The organism is Butyrivibrio sp. (genome assembly GCF_015056685.1).
Classification (GTDB): domain Bacteria; phylum Bacillota; class Clostridia; order Lachnospirales; family Lachnospiraceae; genus Butyrivibrio.
This window is the reverse complement of the sequence record NZ_SVFW01000090.1, coordinates 1-4326: the sequence shown is the minus strand read 5'-3', so window position 1 is coordinate 4326 and position 4326 is coordinate 1. Positions and strand designations below refer to the sequence as shown.

The 4326-nt window shown below is 42.2% G+C and carries 4 protein-coding genes and 1 pseudogene; all 5 read right to left on the bottom strand.

Annotation, left to right across the window (positions count from 1 at the left end):
- Positions 1 to 188 (bottom strand): annotated as a pseudogene (locus E7303_RS17845) (hypothetical protein); the annotation flags it as partial.
- Positions 188 to 1633, bottom strand: coding sequence for a glycosyltransferase (locus tag E7303_RS17840; RefSeq protein WP_292146811.1), 1446 nt, complete (start codon positions 1631 to 1633; stop codon positions 188 to 190). The gene E7303_RS17840 and the pseudogene E7303_RS17845, both read right to left, overlap by 1 nt.
- Before the next feature lie 24 nt (positions 1634 to 1657).
- Positions 1658 to 2416: a DUF2334 domain-containing protein gene (locus tag E7303_RS17835; protein ID WP_292146810.1), complete on the bottom strand. Its 759-nt coding sequence runs from the start codon at positions 2414 to 2416 to the stop codon at positions 1658 to 1660.
- A 14-nt stretch (positions 2417 to 2430) separates the two neighbouring features.
- Positions 2431 to 3405 carry an SDR family oxidoreductase gene (locus E7303_RS17830; protein ID WP_103869349.1) on the bottom strand — a complete coding sequence of 325 codons (975 nt, stop codon included), beginning with the start codon at positions 3403 to 3405 and terminating at the stop codon, positions 2431 to 2433.
- 15 nt (positions 3406 to 3420) lie between these two features.
- The coding region (locus tag E7303_RS17825) for a nucleotide sugar dehydrogenase (protein WP_292146809.1) at positions 3421 to 4326 on the bottom strand (906 nt) is incomplete at its 5' end.

The window sequence follows — 4326 nt, the reverse complement described above, 5'->3', positions numbered from 1 at the left end:
GGAACATCAATGTCGATCACATCAAGGCCCGTAACGTCAAAATTGATATCTTTTGAACTGAAGATGAGGATGTGAACGTTGTAAAAATCCTGCATGAGTCTTGCAGTTGTGACGCACACTCTCTCAAATCCGCCCTGATGGAGCATTGGAACCATGAGTAAGAGGTTCTTTTTGGTATTATCCTGCATTAAAAATGTCCTCTCTCGTAAAAGTAAGTCATCATCTTGGCCTGATTCTTTACATCAAAGCCCGCGTGACGAAGCTTACTCAAAATATAATCTGAAGATTTATCTCTGTCTCCAATTGAAAATTCATTTACACTGTTGCGTCTTGTCTTTTTCTCAGATGGGGCATTGAGTTTTTCAAAGCCTGTGCCCTTATCAAGGGCGTCAAGATCAGGCATATCATCGGACTCAAATACGCTCTCTCTGCGCTCGCCTGCTATGGCTGTAAGAGTCTGGTTGAGCTTGATTTCCTCCATGAGTGGGTCGCTCTGATAATTCTCTCTAAGGAGCAGGTCATCAAGAATTTTCCTTGCCCAATCTTTTGGCTCTGAATTAATACTCATCATGGAAACAAGCTCAGTAACGTTAACTTCAGGTGTTACCGCGTCAGACACAAGGCACTGAAGTCCTGCTGCCTGGGCCTCGATAACGCTTCCCGGAAGTCCCTCATATCTGGATGGAAAGCAGAAATAGTCCATTGCCTGATAGTACTCGCTGGCATTACTCTTGTTTCCTGCAAATATACATCTATCGTAGATGTGGAGCTTTTCGGCCTTACTCTTCATTTCATCCATGAGCGGGCCTTTTCCAAGCATAAGGAGTCTTATCCTCATACCATGGAGCATGCTGTACTGGTTATTTTCATCATTGTCCAGGAACCTGCAAAGCTGCGCAAAAACCTCTAAGAGAAATTCGTGGTTCTTGGCATATCTAAAGCTTCCTACATGACCTATCACAAGGGCATTGGAAACATTCAGCTCATCTCTTATCTTTTCCCTAAGCTGCTCGTTGTAAGCAAAGCGCTTAAGGTCTATGGCATTAGGTATTATGCGAACATTGCCCGCATCCACCATATCCTGGCCAAAAACTGAAACTCCGGCTTCTTTGGAACAGGCAAAGCTGTAATCAGCCACACCCTCTTTATGGAGAGGCTTTCTGAGTACTCTGGTGGCAAGGCCCTTTACTCCCTGGTCTACTCCGGCGCTTCTTGCATGAGCTATGCAAATGGGAACCCCGGCCTTTTTGGCTATTGGAAGGTAAATGGCTGCAGTACTGGTCATATGGCCCTGTACCACCTTCCATTCATTGGGATGTTCTTTAAAGAACTGCTTTATGGCCTTTTTATATTCCACAAGGTTTGTTCCAACAAATTTAGGAAGACAGAAAATTCTGCCTCCCAGCTTTTTTACGCTAGAATCAAAATAGTCCGGCTCGCGAACTGCCATGAGTTCATCGGAAGTCGGACTCTTTTTACCTGTTTTTTCTGGAGAATAGTGTACAAGAAAATCAAACTGGATCTTGTCTCTATCCATGTTGCGATACAAATCAATAATACGGCATTCTGCGCCGCCTACTCCAAGTCCCCCAAGAACATGAAGCACCCTTATCTGTCCATATCCTTCTTCCATATCTTATCTCCCAGCTTTTTACAGTTAAATGATCAAAAATTGCATCATAGAACTTTTTAAGCGAACAGCTAAATATTTGCCCTTCGCCAGTGCATATTCATATACATTTCCAACAAAACTCCGACTTCTTACATTATACTTTGAAAACTCGGAATAGGAAACAACCTGTGCTTTATCAAAAAGCTTTTCAAATCTTTCAAAATCTTTTTCATCCATTACATTGGGATGATATACAAAAGTCGTGATGCCATCCTTAGTTGAGGCAACGCTTTTAGACTTTTGAAGAGATATGGGATAAAAAGTAAGCCCGCATCTTTTGTATGGTCTGTCACCAAAGCCATCTGTAATAGTGGTAAAACCGCTATCCTTCAGCGCCTTTAAGGTAACGCGGTCATAAGAATGGGATGGAGCCATGAAAATATCTGTCTGTATTCCATGGCTTTCAAATATCTTTTTACCATTCTGAATCTTTTCAAGCTGAGTCTCATAATCATATCCTGCAAACTCAGACTTTTTGTTAAGGGGAAATAATCCTCCGTTAACGGTGGTATATAAATGATTGCATCCATGCATGGAAACAATCCAGCCTTCATCCTGAAGCTTTTTAATGTACTCCCAGAAACCTTTTGGAGCATCTGATATTTTTAACTTGCTGTCCTTATTATCAGGAATGACTCCAATAAGTGGCTTGATCCCGTGTTTATCCAGGATTGCCTTGAATCTATTAAAGTTTCTCCAATCAATTTCCGGAGCAATATCGTCAATTCGGATTGTTATCTTCATAAAATACCTTAATCTTATAAATTCTCTCTATACCAATCAATAGCGAGCTTGATTCCCGCCTGGAAATCATAGGAAGGGTCGTAACCAAGGTTTTTTCTTGCCTTTGAAATATCCGCATTGGAATCTCTGATATCACCGGCACGTGGCGGTCCAAATATTGGCTCTACGTCCATGCCAAGTGCTTCTGTAAGGTGGTGATAAACATCGATAAGGAACTCTCTTCCGCCTGCACCGATGTTGTAAGCTTCACCTGCTGCCTCCGAAGAAGCAAGACAAGCTCTGAGGTTACCTTCAATAACGTTATCTACATATGTGAAATCACGGGACTGTTTGCCATCGCCGTTGATAGTTGGTGTCTCGCCGTTCATGAGCTGACGAAGGAACTTAGGAATAACTGCTGCGTAAGCGCCGTTAGGATCCTGTCTTCTGCCAAATACATTGAAATAACGAAGGCCGTATGTATCAAGGCCGTAGAGCTTTTTATAGAGCTTACCGTACTCTTCATCAGTCTTCTTTGTAAGAGCATAAGGAGAAAGAACGTTTCCTTCCTGTCCTTCCTTCTTAGGAAGAGTTGTGGAATCACCGTAAACTGATGAGCTTGAAGCATAGACAAACTTCTTAACTCCGTTCTGTCTTGAAGCTTCCATCATGTTAAGTGTTCCTCTGATGTTGATCTCCTCATACAAAAGAGGCATCTCAATACTTCTTGGAACTGATCCCCAGGCAGCCTCATTGAGAACGTAGTCAACACCCTTTGTAGCTTCCATACATGCATCAAGGTCTCTGATATCCTTCTCGATGAATGTAAACTTAGGATTGCTCATAAAAGGCTGGATATTTTCAATATGGCCAGTTGAGAGGTTATCCATACATCTAACTGTATAACCCATATTTAAAAGTGCTTCGCAAATATTTGATCCGATGAATCCAGCGCCGCCGGTAACAAGGAACACTGAATTCTCTGGAAATTTTAACTCTTTATAACTCATAATTTACTCCTCTTATCACAGGCGCCAATAGTCAAACTCAGGAGCCTTGTAATCGTTCATATCATAGATGCCCTTGATGTCCATGAATACTTTTGTTGCATGGGCAGGATTAAAGAACTTAGTGATGTCTGCAGGCTTGTAGTTCTCAAACTCCTTGTGAGCCACAGCTACGATAACAGCATCCATATCTTTTACCGCATCAAGAGTATCGAATTCAATTCCGTAAAGTCTCTTAGCTTCATCTGAATCAGCTTCAGGATCAACAACTACAGGTGTGATGCCATACTCTAAAAGCTCGTTGTAAATGTCGATTACCTTTGTATTTCTTGTATCAGGGCAGTTCTCCTTGAATGTGAAGCCAAGGATTGCAACCTTTGCATTCTTAACAGCGATGTCGTTGGCGATAAGTCTCTTTACTGCTGACTCTGCGATGTACTTACCCATATCATCGTTGATACGTCTTCCTGAAAGGATGATCTGTGAGTGGTAACCAAGTTCCTCAGCCTTGTATGTAAGGTAGTAAGGGTCAACACCGATACAGTGACCACCTACAAGACCTGGTCTGAAGTTAAGGAAGTTCCACTTTGTACCTGCTGCCTCAAGTACGCTCTTTGTATCGATATCCATCTTGTGGAAGATCATTGAAAGCTCGTTCATGAAAGCGATGTTGATATCACGCTGTGAGTTCTCGATAACCTTTGCAGCCTCAGCAACCTTGATTGACTGAGCCTTATATACGCCTGCAAGTGCAACGAGGCTGTATACGTTTGCGATCTCCTCAAGTGTCTCTTCGTCCATACCTGAAACGATCTTTGTAATAGTATCAAGTCTGTGAACCTTATCACCAGGGTTGATACGCTCAGGTGAATAACCAACCTTGAAATCAACTCCGCACTTAAGTCCTGACTCTTTTTCAAGAAT

Bases quoted from the DNA above. Each gene is read 5' to 3' on its own strand.
- E7303_RS17835 (WP_292146810.1), bottom strand. From the start codon at position 2,416: ATGAAGATAACAATCCGAATTGACGATATTGCTCCGGAAATTGATTGG.
- E7303_RS17840 (WP_292146811.1), bottom strand. From the start codon at position 1,633: ATGGAAGAAGGATATGGACAGATAAGGGTGCTTCATGTTCTTGGGGGA.
- E7303_RS17830 (WP_103869349.1), bottom strand. From the start codon at position 3,405: ATGAGTTATAAAGAGTTAAAATTTCCAGAGAATTCAGTGTTCCTTGTT.